At 50.1% G+C, this 24,923-nt stretch carries 18 protein-coding genes; 8 read left to right on the top strand and 10 right to left on the bottom strand.

Translation table 11 applies throughout. From position 1 onward, the window contains the following. Positions 1-72 precede the first annotated feature (72 nt). Positions 73-1,224: a CHAP domain-containing protein gene (locus tag EPA93_RS25840; protein WP_129890270.1), complete on the top strand. Its 1,152-nt coding sequence runs from the start codon at positions 73-75 to the stop codon at positions 1,222-1,224. A 28-nt stretch (positions 1,225-1,252) separates the two neighbouring features. On the opposite strand, the gene EPA93_RS25845 is transcribed toward EPA93_RS25840, so the two are convergent. The 5 genes from EPA93_RS25845 to EPA93_RS25860 form a co-directional block, all read right to left on the bottom strand. Next, positions 1,253-1,600, bottom strand: a complete 348-nt coding sequence (locus tag EPA93_RS25845; RefSeq protein ID WP_129890271.1) for a DUF5522 domain-containing protein — start codon at positions 1,598-1,600, stop codon at positions 1,253-1,255. Positions 1,601-1,895: 295 nt separating this feature from the next. Continuing rightward, positions 1,896-3,482, bottom strand: coding sequence for a MocR-like pyridoxine biosynthesis transcription factor PdxR (gene pdxR / locus EPA93_RS25850; protein WP_129890272.1), 1,587 nt, complete (start codon positions 3,480-3,482; stop codon positions 1,896-1,898). Positions 3,483-3,618: 136 nt separating this feature from the next. Continuing rightward, positions 3,619-3,750 carry a hypothetical protein gene (locus EPA93_RS50475; RefSeq protein ID WP_277988666.1) on the bottom strand — a complete coding sequence of 44 codons (132 nt, stop codon included), beginning with the start codon at positions 3,748-3,750 and terminating at the stop codon, positions 3,619-3,621. Between the two features lie 10 nt (positions 3,751-3,760). Next, positions 3,761-4,315 carry a hypothetical protein gene (locus EPA93_RS25855; RefSeq protein ID WP_129890273.1) on the bottom strand — a complete coding sequence of 185 codons (555 nt, stop codon included), beginning with the start codon at positions 4,313-4,315 and terminating at the stop codon, positions 3,761-3,763. Positions 4,316-4,331: 16 nt separating this feature from the next. Continuing rightward, positions 4,332-5,075: a hypothetical protein gene (locus EPA93_RS25860; RefSeq protein ID WP_129890274.1), complete on the bottom strand. Its 744-nt coding sequence runs from the start codon at positions 5,073-5,075 to the stop codon at positions 4,332-4,334. Between the two features lie 250 nt (positions 5,076-5,325). Here EPA93_RS25860 and EPA93_RS25865 point away from each other — a divergent pair, with 250 nt between their 5' ends. From EPA93_RS25865 to EPA93_RS25875, 3 genes are all read left to right on the top strand, one after another. Beyond that, entirely contained in the window at positions 5,326-6,204 is an 879-nt protein-coding gene (locus EPA93_RS25865) for an eIF2B alpha/beta/delta subunit family protein (protein ID WP_129890275.1), read from the top strand. A 145-nt stretch (positions 6,205-6,349) separates the two neighbouring features. Beyond that, entirely contained in the window at positions 6,350-7,771 is a 1,422-nt protein-coding gene (locus EPA93_RS25870; RefSeq protein ID WP_129890276.1) for a gamma-glutamylcyclotransferase family protein, read from the top strand. 159 nt (positions 7,772-7,930) lie between these two features. Beyond that, a complete protein-coding gene (locus EPA93_RS25875; protein WP_129890277.1) occupies positions 7,931-8,224 on the top strand; it encodes a GYD domain-containing protein in 294 nt (97 codons plus the stop codon). A gap of 262 nt (positions 8,225-8,486) precedes the next feature. Here EPA93_RS25875 and EPA93_RS25880 read toward each other — a convergent pair whose 3' ends face one another. Next, positions 8,487-9,554, bottom strand: a complete 1,068-nt coding sequence (locus tag EPA93_RS25880; protein ID WP_129890278.1) for a gluconeogenesis factor YvcK family protein — start codon at positions 9,552-9,554, stop codon at positions 8,487-8,489. Positions 9,555-10,116: 562 nt separating this feature from the next. Next, positions 10,117-10,680, bottom strand: a complete 564-nt coding sequence (locus tag EPA93_RS25885) for a hypothetical protein (protein WP_129890279.1) — start codon at positions 10,678-10,680, stop codon at positions 10,117-10,119. Positions 10,681-12,962: 2,282 nt separating this feature from the next. Here EPA93_RS25885 and EPA93_RS25890 point away from each other — a divergent pair. After that, positions 12,963-14,099 (top strand): tetratricopeptide repeat protein, encoded by a 1,137-nt coding sequence (locus EPA93_RS25890; RefSeq protein ID WP_129890280.1) that lies wholly within the window; start codon positions 12,963-12,965, stop codon positions 14,097-14,099. 139 nt (positions 14,100-14,238) lie between these two features. Here the strand turns inward: EPA93_RS25890 and EPA93_RS25895 are convergent, their stop codons facing one another. Both EPA93_RS25895 and EPA93_RS25900 read right to left on the bottom strand, forming a co-directional pair. Next, the gene (locus tag EPA93_RS25895) at positions 14,239-15,927 is read right to left on the bottom strand and encodes a toll/interleukin-1 receptor domain-containing protein (RefSeq protein ID WP_129890281.1); all 1,689 of its coding nucleotides are present in this window, start codon (positions 15,925-15,927) and stop codon (positions 14,239-14,241) included. Positions 15,928-16,174: 247 nt separating this feature from the next. Continuing rightward, entirely contained in the window at positions 16,175-17,062 is an 888-nt protein-coding gene (locus EPA93_RS25900; RefSeq protein ID WP_129890282.1) for a hypothetical protein, read from the bottom strand. A gap of 506 nt (positions 17,063-17,568) precedes the next feature. Between EPA93_RS25900 and EPA93_RS25905 the strand changes: the two genes are divergently transcribed. The 3 genes from EPA93_RS25905 (at position 17,569) to EPA93_RS25915 (ending at position 22,548) form a co-directional block, all read left to right on the top strand. Beyond that, complete coding sequence (locus tag EPA93_RS25905) at positions 17,569-19,557, top strand: glycoside hydrolase family 15 protein (protein WP_129890283.1); 1,989 nt, start codon at positions 17,569-17,571, stop codon at positions 19,555-19,557. Between the two features lie 221 nt (positions 19,558-19,778). Beyond that, entirely contained in the window at positions 19,779-21,068 is a 1,290-nt protein-coding gene (locus EPA93_RS25910) for a calcium:cation antiporter (protein ID WP_129890284.1), read from the top strand. Between the two features lie 238 nt (positions 21,069-21,306). Continuing rightward, complete coding sequence (locus tag EPA93_RS25915; RefSeq protein ID WP_129890285.1) at positions 21,307-22,548, top strand: sensor histidine kinase; 1,242 nt, start codon at positions 21,307-21,309, stop codon at positions 22,546-22,548. Here the strand turns inward: EPA93_RS25915 and EPA93_RS25920 are convergent. Further along, the gene (locus tag EPA93_RS25920) at positions 22,532-24,577 is read right to left on the bottom strand and encodes a protein kinase family protein (protein ID WP_129890286.1); all 2,046 of its coding nucleotides are present in this window, start codon (positions 24,575-24,577) and stop codon (positions 22,532-22,534) included. The genes EPA93_RS25915 and EPA93_RS25920 overlap by 17 nt on opposite strands. Positions 24,578-24,923 lie beyond the last annotated feature (346 nt).

Below are 24,923 nucleotides of genomic sequence, written 5' to 3' on the forward strand. Positions count from 1 at the left end.
TTCAGCACAGGTGAGAGTGCTGTACGTCATGCAGCGTCGTTGTAATGTGACTAATGGATTGAAGGAAAGCGTATGCCGTTAAAGGATTATTATAAACCTGATACTTCTGAGCAAGATGTTGCGCCGCAAACGTCAGATCCTATGACACCTCATCCAGATATAGAGCAATTGCCGTTTCCGGGACAATCTGCCGCTCCTGGTGGAAGTTCAGAGGCGTCTCCTGCTCAATATCCAGGAGCACCAGCAGGCTCGCAGCCTCTCATGAACCCTATGCAAGCTCCGATTCAGGGAGCGCCGCAGAGCTTTGTGGACCCTACTGTTGGAAACCCGGCAGTACCGCAAGGCACAACCGCGCAACCTACCATAGTATTTGTAGCTTCACCCAATGTGACGCGCGCTTTGCAAGATCCCAATGCATCACCCAATGTAACGCGCGCACTTGTAGATCCTAACGCAGCTCCCAACGTGACGCGCGTGCTTACTACAGCCGAGTTGCAAACTGGCACGCTTCCCGATGGCCGCAGGAATACTACGTCGCTACGACAACCGGTAGTAATCAAGGGTTCAGGCAAAAAGAGCCAGATGGTCCCGCCCCCCAAGGGCCGCCGCCTGGTAGTCCATGTAGCAGTGACCACACTACTCCTATTTATTGTGCTAGGAACCTTAATTATTGTGGTGCCTACAGGCAACGCCAATGTCGGAAACTTTAGCATATTTAAACCAATTACCAACCTTGTCAACTCACAGGGAAACAATACGGCTTTGATCACCAGCCAGGCGGCGACGGCAACGGCGGTGACGCAGGACGGCTTTGATCCCGGCGGTGTATCTTTTGTTGGCGTCCCTGCTGCACCTCCGGGTCAAACTGACGGAGGCCTGGGGCACTTCTTCTATGGACAGTGCACTTACTTCGCCAATATGCACTATCATGATCTGACTGGCGTCTGGGTCTCCTGGCTTGGCAATGCCAATCAGTGGGCATCTGGCGCAGCCAATGCTGGCTGGACAGTTTCGGGAACGCCTAAAGTATACTCAATCATTGTTTTACAAGCAGGCGTTCAGGGCGCAGGCTGGTACGGTCACGTTGCGGTAGTTGAACACATCAATTCAGATGGCAGCGTCCTGACCAGCAACTGGAACTGGGCCGGTAACTGGGCTCGCACGACCTATGTAACCTTCAGGCCAGGCCCTGGCGTAAGCTTTATCTGGGCTCCCGGCCACTAATCAAGATAGCTTATTGGAGAAGATAGAACTACCTATCTTCTCCATATTTTTTTTGCCCCCAGCGTTCCAGCAAGAGTGTATAATGCTTGATCATCGCCTGATGATAACCCTTCTTCCTGGATGAACATTGCGCAAGCTCTCGCTCGTGATGATGCAGCATAGCCTGCGCTCCCGCCACAGACCTTGACGATACCCGCGTATAGTGCACGTAAGCTGGATCAACTGGCTTCCAGGTAGGCTGATTGCGCCAATTCACATAGGGGCAATTGCGACAGCGATTCCCACAACAATAACCGCGGCGCTCTAAGAAACCGCGCGTTGCGATATAGAGACCATCGGCCGTAACTTCCCAGTCTTCCTCTGCTTCTAAAGACATGTAGCCCTCCAACTTATAATCTTATGGCCGCTATGGCACGCTCTGAATATCAGTGAAACCTCTCCATACACAAAGACATATACTCTTCTCTATGGATTATATCTGGTCAAGATGAGAAGCTGCTTGTATGCTGCACAAAGAGGCTATGCCACAAGCTTTATCAGTGCGGAGTAGGTGAGCGCCTGATCATCGCAAACTTTGACATCCAGAGTTTCAATATTCTACCACATGTCTCGGAGCATGCGGCCAGCCCATATATAGGCCGGCCGCTTCTTATATTATTCGTAAAGGCTGGCTAGATCATAGGCAGGCGTTCAAGATGGCGCGCATCGCCATCATCGCGCGCGGATTGGCGTTTGAGCATGCCCTTCATGGTATGACCAATGCGTCGCACCGCCTCTTCAATCTGCTCTTCTGCGGGAGCCGCAAAGCTCATACGAATATAGTTATGGCCGCTACCGTCAGTGTAAAAGGGCTCACCAATAAGAAAAGCCACCCGCTCCTGCGCAGCCTCGCGCACAAGACTGCGCGCGCGCAGGTCTCCGGGAAGCCGGCACCATAAATGGAAACCACCGTGGGGATAATTTACGCGAATGCCTGCCGGCCAGTACGTTTTTATCGCCTGGAGCATCGCATCACGGCGCTGCCGATAGCGCTCACGCAGCATGACCAGATGCCCATCCATCAGATCGCGGCGTAAGAACTCGGTCACCGCCCACTGGCCAATAGCATTGGTGTTGAGATCAAAAACCTGCTTATGCAGAGAAATGCGCGAGATCATTGGCTCAGGAGCCGCCAGCCAGGCCACGCGCAATCCCGGGGCCAGCATTTTAGAGAAGGTACTTAAATAAAGTACATAATCGCGGCTATCCAGGGCTTTGAGCGGCTGTGGTTCCTTGCCATCAAAATAGAGCTCGCCATAAGGATCGTCCTCAATGATGGGCACTTGATAGCGCCGGGCCAGCAGAAGCAGACGGCGACGGCGCTCCTGGGACATGCTAGCGCCGGTCGGATTCTGAAAGGTTGGCTGCGTATAGATCAGGCGCGGATTGCGGCGCGAGAGGACAGACTCTAACAGATCCACGCGCATGCCTTCGCTATCGATCGGTACCCCGATAACCCTTGCCCCCAAAGCCCGAAAGGTTTGGATCGCGCCAATATAGGTAGGAAGTTCAGCAACGACCTCATCGCCAGGATTGAGCAGAAAGCGACCAATTAAACCCAACCCTTGCGTCGAACCCGAAAGAATTAAAATATTTTGCAAATCGACATTGACGCCACGCCTACGCATACGAGCAGCCAGGCCACGTCGCAGGCTGAGCAAGCCCTCAACCGGTACATAGCCCAGGGCCTCTTCTCGCGCACCGGACAGCCCTTCCATAAAAATCGTCTGCAATTGCTCGGCCGGCAGAAGCTCCTTTGGAGGCGTGCCAGAAGCCAGCGAAATCACTTCCCTGTAGCCTCCCGTCGCCACAAGTTCGCTGAGCACACGAGCGTCTGGTCCCAGCACCGCCCCTTCGCCGGCAGCCAGACCCAGCAGCCAGGCTGGCGTATCCTGCTCAAAGCTATCTTCATCCTGGCTGAAGTAGCCGCGCTTCACTAGCGTGCCCCGTCCGACATGGCCGGCAATCAAGCCTTCGCTGGCAAGTTCATTGTAGGCATTCATTACCGTGGTTCGATTGACACCCAGTTCCTGGGCCAGGGCACGTTCTGTAGGCAAGCGCATACCAGGCGTAAGATCCCCAGCACTGATCGCCGCACGTAAGGCATCGCTGATTTGTCGATACAAGGGGATGCCGCTGTTACGATCAAGCTGGATCAGCGAACGGGCAGAGGCCGTAAAAAGTGGTAACGCCTGATGCTCAATCTGGCTGCGTCGCATAGTTTCCTCCTGAAATTGGCTTATACCAATCAAGTTTAATACCTTATTCTTAAGAGAAACAAGCGCCAATTGGCGGGTAATGTTGACAGCCAATTGGCGCACAATGAGAGGGGATTTTCTTTCCTACAAGACGTCACTACCAAACTCTCGTTCCGTCAAGGTTAACGTGATGAGTGAAACCAGCGGGATTGTCAAGGGCCGCGATCCGCTCGCGGCGCCCCCTTTCCCTCAGCCGCAGGCGGCGCACTCCACAAACGACGTCTGACAAAGCACTCTCTTTAAGAGGCTCTTCTCGGGGAAGGCGAGAATACTCCGAAGAACGCGGCTACAAGTATTAAAACAGTGAGGATGGAGATTATCCATAACAATATATTGGGCAAGATGAGCAATACTATACTCATGAGCAGTAACAGATTCAGGCAACCGGCCAAAGCCTGAATAAAGGCCAGCCATTGTTGTTCTAGCCTTCCCTGGCGAAGGTTGCGGGTCAGCAAGAGCAACACAAGCGCAGAACCGAGCAAAGCGCCATCTACATAGCGAATCCATACGCTGGCTACCAGCCAATGGAGATAGCTTTCCAGAAAATGATTGAGAGCGCCAAGCATGAACGGAAAGTATAATGCTCGCATGCCAGTACCAAGCACAGGGATAAGCAGTATAATGCTAACGGTAATGAGCGTAAAGCCCATCCCTAGCCAGGCCGCCCGGCGCAACCTGGGCGGAAAGGCAACTGGTGTATGCTCATAAACCGCCGTGCGCTCCATAAAATCGTGCAAGCTCATGCCAGGAAAGGCCGGAGCTGTATCCTGTTCTGTATAGGGTTCCGGTAACATGAGCCTCCTTCCCTCCTTACCAGGCCCACTGGGCCAGGACAAACCAGGTCGCCATCCCACGCTCGTCAGCGATGGCTCCAAAGATGAGCGGATCGAGGAGCAGCGCGGCAGCGGTCCCAACGACCAGACCAGCGCGCGTAGAGGCGCGCAAGCTCTCACTAAACAGCCGGCCAGTGCTGCCAATGAGCGTGGTGGTAGCGGCATGGGCCAGCCAGCCTAAGCGTTCCGCCGCACGCACGGTCTGCGCCGGAGCTGGCGGCTTGATAACTTCAAGCGGTAGAGGCCCTTCTTCACTCACACTATAGGGCGGCACCTCATGTGCAATATAGGTATAGAGCATATCAAAAGGCACTCCCGCCGCTCTCATGGCCTGCAAGCGCTGCTTGACGGCATCCGGCAAAGGGAACTTACCGGTTACAATCAGAGGGTCCTCATCGGCCGGCACAATAACGACATCCGAAGTCGGGGCATGCACAAGCTTCAAGCCCGAAAACAGGGGATATTCCCCCAACGTCTGAATAGCGATACCATGCTCGCGACATGGAGCTTCAACTAGCGCCACGGCACGTTGATGTAACATCTTATTGTAAAGAGCATAGGTGGTCCACAGACTAAGCGTTCCTGCAATAGTTTCAGGGGCTATACTTAGATGCCTTCTAGTATAATGCACAGCGGAGCGAGATGGACTGTCCAGCGCCTGCTGAGCGACCCGGGTCACCTGCCTGGCCCGCGCATCATTTTTATATAACGTCCCTTGCATTGATTCCTCCTTTGTCCCGTTGTCGTATGATGGATAATAGGCTTATACAAACGAAACCCTACATGCCTCGCTTGTATATCTATTCAGAAGACGAAATAAGGGGGCAGGTTATGAAATCCAATTCGTGCTCAATAGTATATTGTATCCGTTATACGCGATCTATACGGAATCACTGCAATATTGATCTAATATAGCGATAACTTCTCTTGATTACCGCTCAACTTTCGCAAGTTAACGAGGCTAGTAAGTCATGAAAAACATTGAGCAGCGTATCCAAGGGGTGCGCAATGATCGCGAGCATGGTTCACGCTGGTTGGTACGCGAAGCCATCCTCATCTTGCGCGATCTGGCCCGAGACAGCAGAGATGGCAAGATAGAACATATAAGGCAGAAAGCGCGCGAGCTGGCCAGGGCTCGGCCGGCCATGGCTGCTCTGGCGCATGCTGTGGGACAGGTTATGAATGTGCAGGGAGGACCAGAAGCCATTGAACAGGCTGCCGAAGAGCTGCTGCAGCGATATACCGAGGCTCCAGCGCGCATAGCCGAACAGGCCAGGCCATACCTGCAAGGACAGCTAATGACCTGTAGCCTTTCCGGCACAGTGCTAGATATTCTAACTGCCAATCGCCAGGCGCTCGAACGGGTCATCGTGCTAGAGGGGCGACCACTGTATGAGGGCCGCAAGATGGCCCAATCCCTGAGTCAACAGGGCCTGGCTGTCACCTTGATCACTGATGCCCAGGCCGACATCTTCATGGCACAGTGCCAGAGTGTTGTCGTGGGCGCTGATAGCATCCTGGCCAATGGCGACGTCCTCAACAAAGCCGGCACGGCCTTACTGGCCTGGTCTGCTCAGGGGCATAAAGTCCCCTTCTATGTGCTCTGTGAGACCCTGAAAATCTCGCCACAAGCCTGGTCTGGCAACCTAAGCTGGCTGGAAGAGAAGGAAGGAAGCGAAGTCTGGCCCCAGGCGCCAGAGGGCCTAGAAGTGCGGAACTTCTACTTTGATCGCACGCCGACCGCGCTTGTCAGCAAACTTATCACCGAACAAGGAGAACTGAGCCGAGCCGAGCTAAGCAAGATTGTCGCCAGGGCGCGAGAGGACGCTCAAAAGCTAACCAGCGGCTAAACAGAACATACCGTAAGTCACCCAGGAGATACCCCTACGTTCCTATCTATTTGGCAAAAGTAGGGGTTAGCAGTATCCTGACATGATAGAGGCTGTTGTTTTGATACCTTGTGGTTGTGGGGCATGTGCATAAAAGGAGTGCGTTGTGGAAATTGATCAAAAACAGCATTGTCAGTTAGATGGCGAGTCCAGCAAAGAGCTAGAAATGCCATCAGATCAGGAGACAAAAGAAGTAGTTCCTGGAGTTCCAATTATTCGTAGTAACACACCGCGGCCCATCTCTTTCGAGGCTATGATGTCTACTGAATCGCAGCAGGGACAGAATAGCGATACGGCCACCTTACCTCCATTTCCGGCGAAAGCTCCCTCGGCTCCGCCTCTGCCGGAAGAAATGGGAGAACGCGAAGGAGATGAGGCAGCAACTAATGCAACATCGATATCCTCTCTAACTAAATCGAGATCTTCCACTGAGGAAACCCAGGAGTTTCTCTGGCTTTTCGAATATGGGTTAGAGATGGACAGCACGATCTTAAATAGCCCGGAACGCCTTGATGGCCTGGCGCTGCTATACGGACCAGCAGTTCTGAAGGGCTATGCTATCGTGCTTGGTGACGTAGGCCTATATAGCGGTTCTAGCGGCAATTGGGCCATCGCCACGATTGTACCATCTTCCGAGGCCGAGGCCGAAGTCTGGGGAGTGCTCTATCGCATTCCTCGCCGTCTGCTGGAACGCGTCGGAAATGAACCTTCCTTACTTGATAGCGTGCATGCAGCGACCTCCCAGGGTCTTTTCAAGCGCGTGCAAGTAGTAGTACGTGAGACCTATCGAGATCGAGAGGTGCAGTGCGTGGCTTATATGGCAACCGAAGCGACTCGGCAAAAGCTTTATCCCTTATCCGGTATGCATAGCAGTAGCGATGCTCTGTTTATCCAGCATTTGAATACGATTGCCAAAAAACAAAAGCTACCAGAGAGCTATCTAAGCAAATATATGCTCTCTGGCGCGCCAGTGGCTTATCCGGCCATCAGCCGAGGAGGAGAATTTCCGCCCTCCTCACCATATGCAGAGCACAATACTGAGCCGCTACCAGCCTGGAAGGAGCGCACGGAGGAGACCCAGGCGCTAGGAAGCGAGCGTGAGGAGTTGCAAAGACCGATACAGAACCGCTGGCTTGTCGTATTCTCAAGCTATCTCGCCCTGGTCTTGCTCCTGGTGCTGGCATTTGCCGTGCTCCAGGGCCTGGGCTTTGGCAGCTCCATTCTCACGGCACACTTTATGCCCCTGGGTGTGCCATGGTTGGTACTGGTATATGGACTGTTGGGTGGGTGTATCAGCAGCATTATCACATTAGAACGGTCTCATCTGATCAATCCGCCTATTTTTGTGATCATCACCTGGTTTACACGTCCCTATATTGGCGCAGCGCTTGCATTGCTTACGTACCTTTTCCTCACCAGCGGATTTTTTATGCTTGATAGTAACGATAACGGCCATCGCGCCTTATTCCTGCTGGCCGGCGCGCTAGCAGGCCTATGCGAAGGGTGGATTTTTATCAGGCGTAAATAGTCTTACCTTGCAAGGATATGGGCCGCGTTGTGCTAGAGTACTGCGCACAGGATCTTTATCACACTTGTGCTGTAAATGTTACAGCGTGTACAATGAGATGTGATAAAACTTCTGCAGTGTTGCTCTACAGTAGTTAGCTATCAAGTCGGAGGAAAAGCTATGCCGACCTATATTAGCCTGGTAAATCTCACTGAGCAAGGGGTCAAGGAAGCTAAAAACGCTCCCCAACGCCTGCAAGCTTTCGAAAAAGCTATGAAAGAAGTGGGAGGACGACTGGTAGGCTTTTACCTGGTAATGGGGCAGTATGACTATATAGTCGTTACGGAAGCTCCCGACGATCAAACTGCTGCACGCCTTATCCTTGGAACTATTGCGCAGGGTAGCATGCGTACTCAGACGATGCGCGCCTTCCCGCGCGAGGAATTTGAGCAGATTGCAAAGGGACTGCGATAAGCGTTATATGGAGTCATCCCGAAATTTTTATGCGGGGTCGGCAAGAGTCTTTGCCTCTTGCTTGAGAACACCCCATCCGGGCGATAGGTATGGCAACCGTGCCGCGATCTAGCGGACCACATGCCACATCTCTATCACCCGCTGGCGCACTTATAGGCGATGCGCCCAAATACGGGACGATTCCTGATTACCTACATGCAACATGCAGACATACAACGAGCCAGATCTTAGTAGAAAGTGCTCTGGCTCGTTGTATGTGGTCCTAATCCTCTTCGAATTGGAAAATGGCACGCACCAGGCGTTCTGGGTCATGGCGCGCCAGGGAATCATCTTCAAGGTTGAGATGCGCTACAACCATGTTTGGCACAAGCCGTGCTACACGTGGGCGATCTATCACCACAGGCTCACTCTGCTCTTCCTGGTACATCTTTAAGACGTCAGGCTGATAGGTACCATCGTTCAAAATAACCCGATCAACGCGCGCTCCCAGGTAACGGTGTATCTCATTAATGAAGTCAGAGGCCTTATATCCATCTGTCTCTCCATGCTTGGTCATCAGATTACACACGTAGACTTTCTCGGCCTCGGATTCGCGTACCGCGCGCGCTATACCGCTTACGAGCAGGTTCGGCAACAGGCTGGTGTAGAGATCTCCTGGACCAATAATAATGGTGTCAGCGCGTCGTATAGCCCTAATGGCTTGCAGACAGGCTTGCGCATCTTCGGGAACCAGGCGCAGGCGCTTAATGGGCGGCAAGGTACTATTGGGATGCTTCTTGCCACGTGTATCGATCTCTGTCTCGCTGCAGATAGTTGTCCCATCTTCAAGCTCAGCACAAATCGCCGTCTGCTCCAGGGTCACCGGGACTACTTTGCCAGCCGTGTTGAGCAGTTCCTCTGCGTCTTCGATCGCCAGCAAAAGATTGTCCCTATTGATATCCTGCAAGCCCTTAAGGATCAGGTTTCCCAGGCTATGCCCACTTACTCTATCGTTTGAGTCGCCACTGCTTTCTTCGGTCCGTTCAAAGCGGTGCATGAAGACGTCGCGCCACAAGGCTCCATTGCGGGCCAGGGCCACAAGGGACATGCGCAGATCTCCTAATGGTAACTGCCGCCTGAACTCGTCCATCAGCAAGCGCGAGCTCCCACCACTATCAGACATATTTACAACTGCTGTAATATTAAATGGATACTTTTTTAGATGCGAGAGCACGGAAAAGGTTCCTGAGCCTCCGCCTATCGTTACCACGCGCCTACCGGCAAAGCGATCTCCCGTGTGACGAGGTTCTAGGAATTGTCTCTTGAGGCTGGTTCCTGTTTCTGTATCCACTACTCAATCCTTTTCAGTTTCATCTAAACACACTTCTCTGATTCATAGACGAGATTCAAGAGATTCTCATCGGATGAATTTGGCGTAAGAACATGATATCACGCAAAGAAAGTGGCTGCCCAACCAGAAACTTCGCCTGGTAAGTTCTTTTGACCTTCTCTCTAAGCTACTTTCCGCTCACCTCGGGCTCGCCTTGATGAGCGTTTTGATGAGAAAGAGATTATCGAGCGGGCCATAAAGGACCCTGACTGGGGGCTCTATAGTTTGCGGTGGTGGATCTAAAGGGGGTATGCCGCTAGAAGTGACTGGCGGCATACCGTGTGGACGGAGATTCTCTGATGAGAACGTGTTAGCGAGACGGATCTATAACAAGAAATACACTGAGAGGGCAACCAGCGGAAATTATAATCATCTTCTAGCCGTCACGCTGGAGTATGTCCGCGAGCCTACGGCGGAAGCTGACGAAGAAGAGCGGTATGATATGGAGTATGCCTTTGATGGTTTGCCCCTTCAGGAAAATTTTTTTGATAAAAAACAGAGAGTTAGCCTGAGCCAGAACCTTTTATTTCTCCCATCGCCTAAAAATTGTTTGTGTACTAATAAGTGTTTGCTGATGATTATACAACAGAGCCTCTATTGGAGTCTCCATCTGCTTATCTGCCAGGAAAAGAACCAAGTTCTCTTCGACTGAATCCTCCAAGAGGACTCCGTTACTCCCTCGCAGAAGAACATGAGTAACTCCAAATCCATGATCAATGACTGACCCACCTGCCCAAAAAGGTTTCTCTCCCACGGCGCCTGATAAGAGGACCCAGGGTTGACTTGCCTGCATCTCTTCTTGGGTTATTTGCCGTTTTTCATTATCATGCACAACACTTCTCACCTGCCATTCTCCTTGTTCATCTTGACGGACTAAGCAAATACCGCCGCGTTGCTGGCCTGCATCATTTTTATAGCTTACAGCGTAAAGACCATAGGGTGGAAGATAGAGCGACTTGAGAAAATGGATACTCTCAGCTTGAGCCAAAAGCCCATGCTGACGCAATATTTTCTGATCTCCAGGTGAGAGATATGAAGCTTTGCTAAGATTTTCAATGATAGCCTTTTTTGGGTCTTGTTGTGACATCTCGCCTTCTCCTCTCTACTATAGAAATGCCCTAAGAGTATTGTATCACCATAGATCGGAAGAAATAAGGAAGAGGAATTGCTTTCATTTGGCATCGATCTGCTTCTTCATAATGGCCTTAATAAAACTGGTTTCAGTAAGGTGAAAGGTATTGGACCGAAGTGTAACTCTGTGCCAATGAGAATAAACATCTATATTTCCTCCATTGATCCATATCATGTCATTTCCTGATTTGGCGCTCATTTCAGTGAGACTTTGCCATTTTTGTCCAGAGAGAAAGCCTACGTGTTTTAAGTGTAGTGAACCCCTTTTGAGGGGTTCACTACATGTCAGATAACTTGTGGTCTCTCTTCTCTCACGATTTCGGCCCTTTGTGAGGACTTGATGGATAAAACAGGATCAATGTAACAGTTATAGGAGGATTGAAAGTGACAGATTTTCCGGGAAGAACGTACCAGTATGCTCCGCTACTGTCTCTGAGATCAACTCTCGTCTGGCTGAAATTGATTGCTATATAGACGCCGAGTTGATTAGCTTCTTGGGAATAGTCATAACAATGTTCCCCGCCCCCTCTTGAATAGAGCCTAATTCCGTCACATGAATAAGGAGCATGCTGATGGAATGTAGGCAAGGGTCTGCTCGTCCCAGGAGATGAATTTGTATGGGATGCAGCCAAGGCTGGCAATGGAGCAAAGAAGATAGCGAGTAGGATAGTAAGCACTAGCGATAGCCAAACAAGTGATGTTCTTTTTCGCATGGAAGTGTTCCTTTCTCTCCGTCTTTTTGTGGTGAGCAGAGGAGGAATTTTGTCGCTTATGCTCAGCAAGGCAGCGACAAATCCTCAAAATTCTCAATGCTTAAATTTAAAGCTCGCATGGACATTTGCACTTTTAACATGAAAATTCCAGCAAGTAAGCCTTATTAGGTTTTTGATTCCTATTTAGTTTCTGCACCTCCTTAGCATTTTTAACGCTTAGTAAAATATATACCATATAAATTTATTTTACTAAATAGTACTTTTGGTATTTACAAAGCTTAAAATACACAAAAATCACTAAAATATTATTTTAATTATATATACTTTAAAAATTCATTTTACAGCAATAGCCTGATGACAGAAGTGCAGCTAAGCTTGTAAAGATAAAAGTGGTTCTCTATGATGCAGTTGATAAGGATGGCTTCATTGATTCCACAAACCCAATCCCTTTGCAGCTTATTAGAGGAAGATACTGATGAGTTTTTAGGTCATACAGATTTGGGGCAGATCTGCACGAGGCAAATCTATCCAACACAAACATTGAAAAAGCTGCATCTCAAAGAAATGTCTATTTGCTTAGTATCCAAAGATTTACGAAGGAACAATTATCAGCCTATAAAGCTCGTAGAGGAGAGATATGGGGTATAATTTTGACAGGGATTTTGACAGGAGAATGAATAGTTCAAAACCGTAAGGAATAGCACAGAATGGATAGGAATTACAATTTCCGCATGATCCTAGATGTACTCAATAAGGTCTTGTATAAGATATCCGTTTGCGTTATACAGGTGTTTAACTGTGAGCCGTAGAGCAGGGCGCGGGCTACGCATGCCCTGATACCTAATTTCGCTCCGAACGCAGGCATATGCCTGAGACTGGTCATGTTTCGAGCCTACTATCAGGCTCTCGCCTCCCCCGATTCCTAAAAGAAAGTGGCTGCCCAACCAGAAACTTCGCCTAGTAAGTTCTTCTGACCTTCTCTCCCTGAGCTACTTTACGCTCATCGCGCTCTTTATAACACACCTTTTTGTTGTGTAAAGTTTCTTCTCGCAGAATTTGCCCGAAAAATTAAAATCATATAAAAATTGACCTGCAAAAAAATTCATATATAACGTTTCAAATGTTGGATCTATCAATCTTTTGTTACCTTTGGAAGCGTGATCTAGTCGTCTAGACCGCAAGAAACGCCCTTATGAGCTCGATTTTGCCCACGAAGCCGCAATCAGAAACGAACATGACAAAACAGCAAAGGGCTGTTCTCAACGGAGTGGTGGGAATTACATATCGCTTATGATTCTAGATGTAAGTCCCAGATTCTTGTGTAAAATATCCGTTTGCGTTATACTATGTGTAACGGGTAATCACTCTGCCACTTTGTGGGCGCGGTGGCAGAGAAGTAAGATTTCCCGTTGTTATTTTTTTGGCTCCTGCATCCGTACTAAGTTTTTTGAGCTTTTGTAAAGACTACTCCTCTCATGATAGTTGTGCTATAATTGCATTTATTTTATATGGGAGGAAATTGCTCGTGGCACACACTACTGATATCCAGATGATGCTCTATCGAGCACGCCTACTACTAGAAGAGGGGCAGAACGAGGCTGCGCTGGCCAGCCTTGAGCAGATCCATACTCAGGATGAGAAGCAGCAGAGATATGTAGCCTACCTGCTGGGTTGGGGCTACACTCAGCTCAAGCGCTGGGATGACGCGATACGTGTGCTCTCCCCCCTGCTTGAGCACGTCCATGATATGGATCAGCAAGAGACGCTCATCGAGCGGGAGCGCGTGGCCCTCTATCTCCTACGTCTTGGTATTGCGGCAGTTAATCTTTCTCACTACGAAGATGCCTCACAACACTTTAGCATGTGCCTCAAGTTTTTGCATGATCGGCGTGTCCACCTCCCTGTAGTCCGTATCCAGGCACGTTACTCGTTAGCGATGACTTGCATTATGCGCGGACTCTATACGGCGGCCATCCGCAACTATGAAGATGCCCTGCGGCTATGTCGTCACTACGAGGAGAAAGAAGAAGTTCCTCACATCTATTATGGATTATGCGATGCCTATCGACACACCGGCGACTTTATCAGCGCCTGCACGGCCGGTCAGGAGGCCTTGCGCCTCTATCAGGAGCGCAGCAATCGAGCTATGGAGGCGCGTATGCATCACATGCTCGGCCAGATTCGCTTTCAAATCGGAGATTTTAGAGATGCAGCAGATCATTATACTGAGTCGCTAGCCATCGCTACCAGCCATAATAGCCCAACCATGATTATGCTCAACTGCGCCTCTCTGGCCGATCTACGCCTGGCTGAAAGCCGCCTGGATGAGGCCAAGCGCTATTGTCAGCTGGCCCTTGAAAACATGGAGCGGGTTGATAATGCGCATATGAAAGGCAGCGCTTATTGTATTGTGGGCAAAGTGGTGCATGAGGACGCCAGGCAGGCCAGAGATACCCAGAAACGCCTGTTACTAGAAGAAGCTGTCTCATGGTTCGAGAAAGCTAAGGAGCAACTGGCCTCGACACAGGCTTACGCCGATATGGCCGAGGTCTATGAGTACTGGGCAAGCGCGCTTGAAGAGCTGGGACGAGTCGAGGAGGCGATTGAGTGCTGGCGCTTTGGCTATGAAGTGCTCTCCCATGCCCACCAGGAAGCTAAATAAGTTCAGGCCATAAGGCCCAGCTAAGAGATAGAGCAGCTTGCTGTTTATAAGCCCGTTCTATCGTCTTATTACAAAATCTGGTTTCTTCGCTCTGACTAACATAGCCATGGATATTAAGAAACATTCGGATGCCTTCATATTATGAAGCATCCAGTTTATCTACAATCTCAATTATTCTCGATATTCCTTGCGCTTCTCTAAATCTACCTAGGCGCCTTAATGCATTAATTTGCCCCTGATATGCTCTTACATTATTCGGGATAAGTTCACTTGCTCTTTTATATGCTTCTAAGGCTTCACAGAAGTTGCGTAGAGCCAAAAAAGCGTCTCCAGCGAGAATATAGACGTCATTATCATCTGGAACAAGCCTCATCGCCTTCTCTAAAGCCTTAATAGCTTCTTCATAGCGTCCAAGATGCCCTAATAGAGAACCTTTATGCTTATAGGCAGATGCATTTTTTGGAGACATCTTTGTAGCAAGCTCAAAAGCTACAACAGCTTCTTCATAGCGCTTAAGTAATACAAGAGTAATGCCTTTAGCATAATAAACTTCTCCATTTTGAGGATCAAGTATCAGCGCTTGTTCATAAGCGGCACAGGCTTCTTCAAGACGTCCAAGTCCACGGAGTAAATTTCCTTTGCCTACGTAGGCTACAGAATTATTAGGGGCAATTTTGATAGATTTATTGTAGCATGTAAGAGCTTCTTTACTACGCTCTAATTTTGCAAGGACATCTCCTTTCCCATTGTAAGCCGAAACGTCCCCTGGATTAATCTTAATTGCCCGATTATAAGCAGTTAAAGCCTCTTTATAACGTCCCAACTGATAAAGAGCATTCCCTTTCCCATTATAGGCAGAAACGATCTGCTGATCGGCACGAAGCGCATGCTCATAGGCTGCCAACGCTCTTTCATATTCTCCTTGGCCATAAAATACTTTACCTAGATTATTATAAGCAATTGCGTAATCCGGTAAAAGTTTAACAGCTTTTTCGAAAGCTTGTATCGATTTTTTATAACTATTAAGCTGATAAAAAGCATTTTCTTTATTATTAATAATCATAGCATTACTTGGATCATATATCAGAGCCTGATCATAGGCTACAATTGCTTTTTTATACTCTTTATCTTGATATAATGCATTTCCTTTCCTAAACCATTGCTCTGCCTCTTTTCCAATAAAATCTGCTTTCTGCAGATTGTCAGAGGATTGCAACAGCACGGTTTCGGCTTCACTATGGGGTGAAGGTACGATATGTCTCTGTTGATCGCATTCTAAGTAAGAATTATCAGATTTTCTAAGCTCTTGCTGTCCAATATTTTGTAACATTTGTTCCTGATAGGATATTTGTTGTGCGGCTTCAATATCATGCTTTCTTTGCCAGTTCTTGGCAGCACTGATGATCTCTTCTACAATTTGGGTAAGCATCTCTTCCACATTCTCTATAGAAGCAAGTGGCTTATCCCCTCTCGGTAATGCTTGTAAGCCCGCAAATGGAGTTAGATCCCAATTAGGAATAGAGCGCACATAAATAGGAATAACGCAAGCATTGCCTTTTCTATGTCTTTCAAGGGAACACTGAAGCTGGTCGCTCCAGCATTCCTGAGAGTCAATATAGTCTGAACTAATGAGGAGAAGAATAATAGGGGCATTGCTCAAATGATAATCCAGTTCTGCTGCATGTTCTTCTCCTGGAAGTATTTTCCGTTTATGCCATATTTGAATAAGGCCTTGGCGCTCGAAAAGTCTGAGATGCCTTTCAACGTAGTATAACCAAGTCTCATCTGCATCAGCAAAAGAGAAAAAAATCTCTAGTGGGTTTGACATGATATGAAATCCTAAAGTTAGTATTTCCTTGTAGTATAGTAAATTGTAGTTTTCTTATCAAGTAGTTTACATAAAAGTATATATCTTCTCTCCCAATCGTTTCATCCTCTTTCATAAAAGAGTTTTGTGAGACCCTAAAAATCCTGTATTCTATTTATAACAATTGAAAATTATGCTATGCAGAGCGGGCCAGGCCGCCTGGCCGAGCGCGACCCGTTCCGCTCAAATATGGGAAAGCGAGCTAGCGCTACTCTGGCTTGAGACGCACTTGCATAATGCCCAGCCAGAGGGCCCAGAGGGCAAAGCAGATAGTGGCCGGCGTGGTTAAGAGCGATTGGCCGGTAGGGGTGCTGGCCACGGCAACGGCGCTACCGCAGCCCAGGGCCGCCACAAGCATGCCTACATAACTGAACACAACCCAGATGCCAGGCCACAGGCGCATCCCCCGGCGGGCAATCATCACGCCAAAGAAGAGAGCCGAGAGCGCCAGCAGCCCGGTTCCCACCGTATTCGTAATGATGGAGAAAATAGTTGTGAGGGTCGCGAAACTGCCTGGCACAGCTGAACCAGGCGTAAAGCCCCTACTTACAATCAAGACATGCAGCGTGCTGGCAATTGTGCCAAGAACGTAAGCGCTAATCCCAAAAATGCCTGCCCAGGCCGCCAGGACGGCAAAGCCCTTCCCACGCCAGGGATGAGGAGGCAAGACATTCTCATTCCCTTCGTCATCAGCAGCCTGCTCTTCTTCCTCTGCTTCCGCCTCCTCTTCGTCACCATCCAGCGCATTATCAGTCTGCTCGTCATCTTCCCCTTCATCAGCCTGCTCAGCCTCTTCCTCCTGAGCCATAAGCTCCTGAGCAACAATAATACGATAAAGGGAGAAAGGAAACGTGAAGAGTAAGACAAAAGCCAGCGTCAGCAGGCCGCGATAGAGAATAAACTGCAAGCTATGATTGCTGATCCAACTAAGATAGGGGGCAAAATGATCTACGTTTGCCTGGCTTAGGGCGATATTGTAGCCCTGTGGCGTGAGGACGAAGAATTGATACAGTGGTACCCCTAGCAAAAGGAGTAAGGCACTGACGATATAGTAAGCACCGTTGGTGCGCAAACGGGACAATAAACTGCGTTTCATAATATTTATCTGGGCCTGGGCCCAACCTTCTTATGCTATGGCAAGTCCTGCGTTTAGCGATCTCGCTTCAGGAAAGCCCTTAGCCTTTTGTAAGACCAATGCCAGCTGTACTGAAATGCCAGAAAAGAGGGCGGAGGAAGACTTACGCTATGTTTCTTCTCAGCACGCCATAAAAAGCTGTACGTACGCCAGCCATTGCGCCAAAATGCCTAAGGCGAGTGTAGCTATTAGGCCGACGAGTGTCAAGCATAGCACAAATATTGTCGATCTGAATCGTATAGCAAGCAACAAAGCGTAGCCTTAGCTGGCGGAAACCAATAGCATGCCCCCGAACTTATCAAGATTTGATAAAGCGCATAAGATCGCCAGGCTCACTTCTTGTTGATAATGGGAGCCAGGATTATAATGCTCTTAGCTTGCACGATTACGTGCAGAGGAGCAAAGGCCGAGATATGTTTTCAAGCCGCTCTGCAAGCCGTTGAGTTTTGGTAGGAGGAGAGACGATCATGCCAAGAGATTTACCCCTGGGCAATGGTAAGTTATTACTGAATTTTGATAAAAGCTATAATCTGCGCGATATTTACTGGCCACATGTAGGTCAGTCGCTGCATACTGCTGGCGATGTTTCTCATTCCGGCGTATGGGTCAAAGGCCAGTTTGCCTGGTTCGATGCGCCTGAATGGGAGCGCGAGATGCAATATGACGACGAGACGCTTTCCACCGCCGTTACGCTCAAACATCCAGGATTGCAATTGCAGCTTGTCTTTCATGATAGCGTCGATTTCGACCGAAATATATTTCTACGCTACGCCGTTGTGACAAATCTTGCCAACGAGGAGCGCGAGGTGCGTCTCTTCTTCCACTACGATTGGCATATCTGGGGCGATGCCGAAGGCAATACAGTCTTTTACTATCCCTATCAGCAAGCCTTGATAGCCTACAAGCTGCAAGCATATTTTTTGCTGAGCGGGCAAATCAAAGTGGGAGAGCAGGTCAGCACCGGAATCAGCAGTTGGGCCACGGGCGTTAAGGAATTTCATGGCGCCGAGGGGACCTGGCGCGACGCAGAAGATGGCGAACTGGGCCGTAACCCAATTGCTCAGGGCTCCGTAGACGGCACGATTGCCCTGCATGTGCCATCGCTGGCCGCCGGGAGCAGCGGCGAGGTTTATCACTGGCTCGCCGTTGGCTCTGATTTAACTGCTGTCGTATCCCTTGATGATCTGCTCCGTAAGCGCGGACCAGAGACATTCCTCAAGCGCACGCGCAACTACTGGCATCTCTGGGTTAATAAGGATGAAGAGGATTTCTGCGGCCTCGCGCCCGAACTGATCGAGCAATATAAACGCAGCCTGCTGATCCTGCGCACCCAGATCGACCACGACGGAGCAATCATCGCCGCCAACGATGCGACGATGCGGCAACTCTCGGAGGATAGCTATTCGTATATGTGGCCCCGCGATGGCGCCCTGGTGGCCAATGCCCTCAGCCATGCAGGCTATTCGGAGATTACGCGCAGCTTTTATGATTTCTGTAACTGCGTCCTGACCGAGGGCGGCTATCTTCTCCACAAATACAATCCAGATCGCTCGTGGGGGAGCAGTTGGGAATCCTGGGTAGCTAAGGATGGTACCCCGCAATTGCCTATCCAGGAAGACGAAACCGCGCTGGTGATATATAGCCTCTGGCAGCACTATATCTGCTTCCACGATATTGAGTTTGTTGCCCCTCATTTTCGCTCGCTGGTTACCCCCGCCGCCGACTTTCTTGCCAGCTATCGCGAGCCGCATACGCGCCTACCTGATGCCAGCTATGATCTCTGGGAAGAGCGACGGGGCATTCTTAGCTATACAACTGCCACTGTCTATGCTGGCCTGAATGCCGCAGCCAATTTTTCACATATTTTCGGCGAGGAGGAATTAGCGGCTACCTATCGCCAGGCCGCCAACGAGATCAAAGAAGCTGCCCTGCAGCATCTCTGGGATGAGGAGCGCGGACATTTCTTGCGCATGATCACGATTGATAAGGCCGGCAATATAACCAGAGATACGACGCTGGATAGCAGCCTGTGCGGCCTGTTCCAATTTGGGATGCTTGCGGCCAATGATCCCAGGATGGAGCGCACCATGCAAGCTCTCGAACAAACGCTCTGGGCTAAGACGGCGGTAGGTGGCATGGCTCGCTATGAGGACGATTACTACTATCAGGTGACCCACGATTTAAATCAAGCGCAGGGCAATCCCTGGTTTATCTGCACCTTATGGCTGGCTCAATATCGTATCGCCCATGCCACAACCCTCAATGAGCTGCAGCAGGCCATTCCTCTGCTCAGTTGGGCCCATACTCATGCCCTGCCCAGCGGCGTAATGGCCGAACAGATCAATCCATTTACCGGCGAGCCCCTGAGCGTTTCCCCGCTTACCTGGAGCCATGCCGAGTATGTGATGACTGTGCGCTGGTATGTGGGCAAACATCGAAAATTGCAGGCCATATAATCACGGGGCAAGTCGATAAGCAGATCAGGCCAATCTTCCCTACCATTTACTGACGATTGGATAATTTCGGTTTGCCGACGTCCTTAACCAGAGAAGGTAAGTCTCGCCAAAAACCAGGCCATACACTGGCAATTGAGCTACCGCATGCCGGCTTTACGCCTGATTATGATCTGGCCTGGCTGAGATCTGGCCCGAAAATATCTAGACATGGGAGGATTTGGATGCCGCGTTGGTTATATTTCTTGCTCATCTTTGCAGTTCTGGCTCCCCTGCTTGAGCTATTTCATCCGCCGCCACTGCTCCTATTTGTGATTGCGGCTCTGGGAATCATACCGCTGGCCTCATTAATTGGCCAGGCAGTTGAAGGAGTCGCCGAACATACAGGCGAGCGCGTTGGCGGCTTACTATTTGCCACCTTTGGCAATGCTACCGAATTGATAATTAGCATCTTCGCTTTGAGCGAAGGATTGGTGGATGTTGTCAGGGCTTCGATCATCGGCTCAATCCTGGGAAATGCACTGCTGGTGTTAGGTGTGGCTGTCTGCGTAGGTGGCTTTAAGCATGGCCGCTTGACCTTCGAGACCCGCCCGGCCAGCCAGTATGCATCCCTGCTCGCCGTGTGTATTGGCGGCCTGGTTCTTCCTACGGTAGCCGAATTACTCGCTTCCCGTACCAATCAGGCCCAGATCATAGAGCGCGGAATATTGCTCTCCGACTTCATTGCAGTTGTGCTCCTGCTGGGATACCTGGCTTTTATTCTCTTTAGCGTCTTCCAGCTAGGCGATAAGAACGACGAAGAGGACGATCTAGATCTGGCGATCGGCGCACGCTCTATGGCCGCGATCGCACGCTTGCTGGCCTATCGGCGCCACGTGGAAAAGAAAGCCGGGTCGGGTAAAAGCGGCCTCTTGCGCAACATTGACGCCACGGTTGATGCTATTGTTGCGCATGAAATCGAAACTCCTCCACTGGCCGAACAGTCCACGGAACAGGCTTTAGTGAAAGGTGAGGCTGCGCAACCTGCAAAGACGGAGCCGGAACATAAAAAGCCGCAGCTCTGGCGCTCCTTGCTGCTTTTATCGATTGCCACGATTGGCGTTGCCATTCTATCGGAAATCCTGGTTGGCTCGATTGAGCCTGTAACCAAAACACTGGGCTGGAACGAGGGATTTGTTGGCCTTGTCTTTGTACCTCTGATCGGCGGATTACCGGAGTACTTCAACACAATCTCGATGGCTCTGGATAAACGCGTAGGAATGGTTTTAGCAGCCTCGGCCGGCTCCTCCATCCAGATTGCCTTGCTAGTCGCGCCAATTCTTGTCCTCATCAGCTTGCTAGCTCCGCAGCGGCTTGACCTGATCTTTAGCATTATTGAGCTAGCTGTTCTGGGTCTTGCCACTTTCCTCTTCAGCGAGATTACGCAGGATGGAGAGCTTGTCTGGCTTGAAGGGCTATTACTCGTGTTGCTCTATGTGATGATGGGCGGCACAGTCTTCCTGTTTGGCTCTTAACCTCAGCCAATACGCCGGAACCGCAACATTTCCAGCGCCCGGAAAGACTTCACCTCTGCAGTAGCGACGCAGGATAGCAGTCAGTTGTTATCCTGCGCATGACCGGTGCTTCATCTATTTTTAACGTTGGTAACTGTTTCCGCTTTTCATAACTTTTTTACGGCAGGAATAGAGTAAAGCCTGAGCATTTATGCTATACTATTGCACAAGGAAAAACGAAAGGGCCCGGAGATAAGTTATGCGCATTCACAACATATCGCCCATTCCTGCATCCTTCCTCCATCAGCCGACCTGGGTACGGCTGATGATTATTGTGCTGTCTCTTCCCATCAGCCTTGGCATTTATATGTTAGTCTACCCCCATACGCATAACGGTACCTCGCTTGTTATTCCGCTCATACTGGCAGCCTGGTTTTATGGATACAAGGGGATTGCCAGGGTCATCCCCTTCAATCTGGCCGGGATAATAAGCGTTAATAGTCTGATGGTTGGCACAATCTATTGGCCACAACAAATGATATTAAGCTGCGCAACCGGCGTCACCGGTGGAGCACTTGTAGGCCTGGTAGTTAGTTATCTGCGAGCTACGGTAGACGCGATAGAGGAGGCGCGGCAGCAGGCCTTAAGGGCAGAGCAGGAGCGGGCGCGGGCCGAGGCCCAAAGAGTCGAAGCCATGCAGGCAGAGAGACTGATGATGCAAGCTTATGAGCATCAGTTACAACTACATCAGATGAAAGATCAATTTATGCTTCATGTGAATCATGAGCTGCGCACCCCTTTGACAGAAGTCTATGGTTACCTGGAGTTGATGAGTATGCAGGCCGGCCAGTTGGACAAGTGTAGGCAAGAAATGTTTATCCAAAAAGCTATGGATAGCTGCGAAGAGCTCATCCACCTGGTAAATAACATTTTAGCGGCAGCCAATGCCAGTAAGAATATCCCAACCCAGATCGAAGAAATCCCACTAGAAGCGATCATTCAGGAGGCCCTGGGACATTTTAAATCACAAGTAAAACAAGCATACAAGCTCGATATAGACGTCCCCGCCTCGTTAAGCGTCAGGGCGGATCGGCAATATCTCGTCCAGGTCCTTCACCACCTCCTGGCCAACGCTTTCAAATATCCACCTCCACAGAGCACAATTACTATCAAGGCCGGCTGGCAAGAGAACAAGGCTGACCCCCATCAATCTCAACAGGTATGTATCAGTATAAGTGATAATGGTCCGGGCATCGCGCCTGATGAAATGCCACAACTCTTTGAGAGCTTTGTGCGCCTGAGAAAGCACCAGCTATCAGGCACGTTAAGAGGCAGCGGTCTGGGGCTCTATATCTGCAAACAGCTTATCGAGGCAATGGGAGGCAAGATCTGGGCTGAGAGCTCCGGCATACCAGGCGAAGGATGTTGCTTCCATTTTATCCTTCCTGGCCCGATACGCCATGCGCTCCCGCCTCAAGAAACTACTATACAGGGAGAGTGAGCACGTTGTGCCCTTCCTGGCCTGCATGTACTAGAGGCGAGATAAAAATCTCAAGTGCAAAAGGTCGCTCATAGAGCGGGTTACGAAACTTATCAGTAAATTCGACTTGTAAGCGTTCGCGTCGTCCATAGACATCTTCAGAGAGCGTGCGCATAGGTATGGCAATCTCTACGGCATAGCCCAGACCGGGCAGGGTCACCTCTGCCTGCTGCACAATATAGACATAATGCCTCTTGAGGACAGAACGAACCTCGACGTGCACAATATCCCCTTTTGCCAATGCACTCAGCCCGGCAAGTGGGGCCTCGGCCTTCATATGCGGGAAAGATACCGGCGCGTCTCTCCCCATCAGACGGATGCGCAGGAGATAGAGCTGATCAGGTTGCACACGCATAGGTGTCTCTATAATCGCGGTTGCCGTGATCGCGTGTTGTTGCTCACCGATCAGGAAACGGCGCACGCGCTGATAGAGCGTACGCGAGGCATCAGTTAACGGCGGCGGTATCGTCAGGGCACGGCTCTGCTCAAGCTTAAAGTTCAAGGGAATAGGCAGTGATGGGAATGTTCCGCTCAGGCGCTGAAGAATGCGCTGAACGGGAATAAGCTCTCTTCCGCTCCCTTTACTGGCGCTTTGCTGCTCAGGGACAACTTTCACAGTTGTCTCAAGCTGATCCTGGCTGGGCTGCGCTGGCTCGGCGGCAGGCTGCTCGACGCGTGCCTCTTGCTGTGCCTTCTTAACTATCCTGGCAATCGCTGGCGTCTCAGGCAGCGTGTCCTCGCTGACGGTAGGCTGCGTGATCTCATCAAGTAAGACGGTGGCCTGTTCCGAAACATGCTTCTTGATAAGAAGCGTGGCCTCGGTGTCTTCCTGCTCAGTCACTTGAGAAGCCACGACAACACTCTTTGAGGTCTCCGGCTCTGCCTGAGCATCCTCCTTCTGGACCTCCTCTGTTGCTGGTGATGTCGTAGCAGGCTTACTTTTACGCTGATTTGTGCGCTTCTTGCGTCCTGGCGTCTTAATGGGAGCCACAGGCTTCGTGCTGGAATAGAGGGTAAGCAGCGCCTCCGCCATTTCTTGCACGCTCTCAAAGCGCCGCTCGCCCTCAAGCTCCAATGCGCGCATCACCACCTCTTCGATCTCACTGCTGACATGTGAGTTCAGTTCATGCGGCGGACGCAAGGGGCGATGCTGGCGCTGCGTTGGCTCGTCAGGAGCGGTACCGGTAAGCAGCATATACAGAATTGCCCCAAGGCTATAGATGTCAGAGCACGGTTCTATCGTCCCTTGCAGCACTTCAGGAGCGCTGAAATGGGCAGCATAGGAGATATCAGACGCATCGGGCAAAAGCTTGCGTATCGACACGGGAAGCCAAGAGACAACCAGGGCAGGCATGCCATCGTAGCTGTTATGGCTCAGGACAATAGCCTGCGGGTCCAGATCTCCAAGCGTGATCTGTTGATTGTGGAGATGGGCAACAGCCTGGCAGAGACGATAGACCCAGCTCAGAGCCACCTCTTCATCAGGCAGCCCGATACCGCTCTGCAACAGCCCGTGCAGCGTATATTGTTGGAGATCGGCATTAGCTGGCTCGCCTGGCATAGTAAATGGCCACTCTTGAATGAGGAAGAGGTGACCCTCAAAATAGCGTAGATCAGCCACAGGCATGATTTCAGGCATGCGCTGTCGACGCAAAAATGCATATTCAGTTTGTGACGCTCTGATCGCGCGACCCCGAGCTCGACCATCCAGACTACTGATATCAATATTGCGCACAACAACCGGCTGTTGACGCTCATGATCAGTAGCGAAAAAGAGCTGTACGTATGGACGACGACGTATCAGAGATGTGATCCGATAGCGCTCCGCAACATCGTTCTCCTCAGGCGCAAGCGCATCGTCTATATCCTGATCGACACGCTGGCCACAAGCGCTACAAAATGTTGCATGATCGGGCAAGACGGTGTTGCAATGGCGGCACCGCAGATTGTCAGACTGGCTTTGCTCAGACAAGGATTGGATTACGCTCATGCCTCTTCTACGCCTCTTCTATAAAAAATATTACTGGCTTCTTGCGAAAATTATAGCATACCACAAAGGCTCTTCGTTACTTTTGCCAAATTTTTTAGGTAGTATGTCTTGGCGAGAAGTACACAAAAATACCTCTCCTATTTCCCCTCTATTCGACATATTGTAACGAATATTTACACTACTCTGTTTCTACTATGCGCTTCGCCTGCAAGTAATCACTAACTATTTGCCGTATCGTACTAGTATGCTCGAAAGGTTGCTAAAGTTCAATGAAGGAGTTCACTTTTCGACACGTCTCTACTCCCCTAATAGTCTCACTATAACCTCAGGATAGGATCTTTTTCTT

Source organism: Ktedonosporobacter rubrisoli (genome assembly GCF_004208415.1).
In the GTDB taxonomy this organism is placed as follows: Bacteria; Chloroflexota; Ktedonobacteria; order Ktedonobacterales; family Ktedonobacteraceae; genus Ktedonosporobacter; species Ktedonosporobacter rubrisoli.

Excerpts from the sequence above, each read along its gene's own strand:
- EPA93_RS25885 (WP_129890279.1), bottom strand. The coding sequence starts at position 10,680 with ATGTCACAACAAGACCCAAAAAAGGCTATCATTGAAAATCTTAGCAAA.
- EPA93_RS25910 (WP_129890284.1), top strand. The coding sequence starts at position 19,779 with ATGCCGCGTTGGTTATATTTCTTGCTCATCTTTGCAGTTCTGGCTCCC.
- EPA93_RS25895 (WP_129890281.1), bottom strand. The coding sequence starts at position 15,927 with ATGTCAAACCCACTAGAGATTTTTTTCTCTTTTGCTGATGCAGATGAG.
- EPA93_RS25855 (WP_129890273.1), bottom strand. The coding sequence starts at position 4,315 with ATGTTACCGGAACCCTATACAGAACAGGATACAGCTCCGGCCTTTCCT.
- EPA93_RS25905 (WP_129890283.1), top strand. The coding sequence starts at position 17,569 with ATGCCAAGAGATTTACCCCTGGGCAATGGTAAGTTATTACTGAATTTT.
- EPA93_RS25860 (WP_129890274.1), bottom strand. The coding sequence starts at position 5,075 with ATGCAAGGGACGTTATATAAAAATGATGCGCGGGCCAGGCAGGTGACC.
- EPA93_RS25875 (WP_129890277.1), top strand. The coding sequence starts at position 7,931 with ATGCCGACCTATATTAGCCTGGTAAATCTCACTGAGCAAGGGGTCAAG.
- EPA93_RS25915 (WP_129890285.1), top strand. The coding sequence starts at position 21,307 with ATGCGCATTCACAACATATCGCCCATTCCTGCATCCTTCCTCCATCAG.
- EPA93_RS25845 (WP_129890271.1), bottom strand. The coding sequence starts at position 1,600 with ATGTCTTTAGAAGCAGAGGAAGACTGGGAAGTTACGGCCGATGGTCTC.
- EPA93_RS25840 (WP_129890270.1), top strand. The coding sequence starts at position 73 with ATGCCGTTAAAGGATTATTATAAACCTGATACTTCTGAGCAAGATGTT.
- EPA93_RS25920 (WP_129890286.1), bottom strand. The coding sequence starts at position 24,577 with ATGAGCGTAATCCAATCCTTGTCTGAGCAAAGCCAGTCTGACAATCTG.
- EPA93_RS25900 (WP_129890282.1), bottom strand. The coding sequence starts at position 17,062 with ATGAAACGCAGTTTATTGTCCCGTTTGCGCACCAACGGTGCTTACTAT.
- EPA93_RS25865 (WP_129890275.1), top strand. The coding sequence starts at position 5,326 with ATGAAAAACATTGAGCAGCGTATCCAAGGGGTGCGCAATGATCGCGAG.
- pdxR (WP_129890272.1), bottom strand. The coding sequence starts at position 3,482 with ATGCGACGCAGCCAGATTGAGCATCAGGCGTTACCACTTTTTACGGCC.